The following is a 2,253-nucleotide window of genomic DNA, read 5'->3' as shown; positions in this document are numbered from 1 at the left end:
ATCTCGGGCAGGAGGCGGCCATGCGTCTGGCGGGGAGCTGGTGGAGGCAAGCCTGTGTCCGGGTTGTCGGTCAATCTAGGCAGCTGCGGCGTGCTTGTCTCTAGGAATAGTCTGTTTCTGCGGCCCAAAGGGAGGAATGGGGCGGAAATGGGGCTGGCGTGGGGCTGTGGCGCAACGGAATGCGCCCTGCCCCACCCTGCCCCCGCTCAGAACTTGTAGTTCAGCACCGCCATGGCCTGGCGCGGCGTGCCGAACTGGCCCTGGCCGTCGATGTTGACGTAGTACTTCTTGTTGAAGAGGTTGTTGAGGTTCAGCTGCAGCGAGAGCCTGGGGCTGAAGGCGTAGCGCGCCATGAGGCTGGCGGTGGCGAAGGATTTCTGCTCGAAGACCAGGTCATTGCCCGCCACGAAGACGCTGGCGCGGGTGCGGCTTTGCCATTGCAGGCCGCCGCCCACGGTGAGCTGATTCCATCCACCGGGCAGGCGGTAGGAAGTGAACAGCTGGGCCTGGGTTTTGGGCGCCCAGGCGTTGATGGACAGGCCCTGGGCGTCACGCGCGACGGTGTGGGCAATGCCGGCCGACAGGTTCCAGCCCGTGGCCAGTTCGCCCGAGAGCTGGGCCTCGAAGCCCTTGCTGGTCACGCCCTTGGCGCCGTAATAGGCGAAGTCGGTGGTGCCGGGCACGACCTGGCCTTCGTCCAGCTGGGCCACGTTGTCCTGCTGGATGCGGAAGACGGACAGGGAGCTGTTGAGCCTGCCGTCCAGGTGCTCGCCCTTGATGCCGATCTCGAAGCTCTTGCCCGCCACGGGGTCCAGGTAGCTGCCGCCGCGGTCGCGGTAGTTCTGGGGCTGGAAGATGTCGGTGTAGCTGGCATAGGCCGAGAAGCCTTCGCTCAGGTCCAGCACCAGGCCCGCGTAGGGGATGAAGACGTTGTGGTCGCGCACCTCGCTGAGGCTGCGCACCTTCCAGCTGCTCTGGCGCCCGCCCACGATGAGCTTGAGCGGATCGGCCAGCGACAGGCGCAGCGCGCCGTACAGCGCGTCCTGGCGCGTGTGGTCCAGGCTGCTGGTGGTCAGCGGCCCCCAGGTGGGCTCGGCATAGGAGCCGTCCCATTGGTAGTAGTTGCCCACGTCCTGCAGGGGGCTGGTGCGCGCATGGCCGGCCTTGTGTTCGCGGGCACGGCTGCTGGTCAGGCCGACAACGGCCTCATGGCGGCGCCCGCCCAGTTCCCAGCCGCCCGTCACCTGCAGGTCGGCGCTGTTTTGCTGGAAGCTGTATTCGGAGTAGTTGGGCAGGGCTGCCATGCCCAGGCCGGTGGTGATGTCGGGCTGGCGCATGAGGTACAGCAGCTTGGCGTCGTAGGCGCTGTCGCGGAGCACGAAGTTGGCCTTGAGCTTCCAGTCGTTGCCGAAGCGGTGCTGCAGGTTGGCGAAGATGCTTTTGTTGGTGCTGTTCCAGCGCGTCCAGTTGGCGGCGGTGGTCTTGGAGGTGCTCCAGTCGGCCGGCATGCCGTTCGTGAAGACCAGCGGCAGGCCGCCCCAGGTCGAGCCGGTGGGCCGGTTGGCCTGGTAGTCGGCGCCCACGCTGAGCGTGGTGTCGGGCGTGAGGTCGGCATCGATCACGCCGTAGAAGACCTGCTTGCGCGCGTGGTAGAGATCCACATGGGAGTCGCGCTCTTCGGCCATGCCGGCGACGCGTGCGCGGATGCGGCCGTCCTGCGTCAGCGGCATGGACAGGTCCACCGTGCCGCGATGGTGGTTCCACGAGCCCACGCTGGCCGAGGCCGAGCCCGTGAACACCTTGCTGTTGGCGTGCTTGCGCACCATGTTGATGGAGGCCGACGGATTGCCCGCGCCCGTGAGCAGGCCCGTGGCGCCGCGCACCACTTCGACGCGGTCATAGATGGTGGTGTCGTTGCCCGATTCGCCGTAGAACGACAGGCCGATGGAGGTGGGCACGCCGTCGTACTGCAGGTTGTCCACGTAGAAGCCGCGCGAGTAGAAGTCCGAGCGGTCGCTGTCCGAGCTGACGACATGGATGCCGGTGACGCTGCGCATGGCGTCGTTGAGCGAGAGCAGGCCCTGGTCCTCGATCTGCTGGCGCGTGAGCACGCTGACGGACTGCGGCGTGTCGCGCAGCGACAGGCTCAGGCCCGTGGCCGCCGCCGTGGCCGGCGTGGTGTAGGAGCCCGAGCCTTCGGTGGTGGGGCTGGCCTGGGCCGAGGCCGTGACCAGCACGGTCCTGAGTGTCTGG

At 67.3% G+C, this 2,253-nt stretch carries 1 protein-coding gene; it reads right to left on the bottom strand.

Translation table 11 applies throughout. The features are described 5' to 3' along the window. Nucleotides 1-206: 206 nt before the first annotated feature. On the bottom strand, nt 207-2,253 hold a 2,047-nt coding region (locus tag L995_RS11525), incomplete at its 5' end, for a TonB-dependent siderophore receptor (RefSeq protein ID WP_047471794.1).

The organism is Delftia sp. ZNC0008 (assembly GCF_000799035.1).
Classification (GTDB): Bacteria; Pseudomonadota; Gammaproteobacteria; order Burkholderiales; family Burkholderiaceae_C; genus Comamonas; species Comamonas tsuruhatensis.
This window is presented reverse-complemented; position numbering and strand designations above follow the sequence as displayed.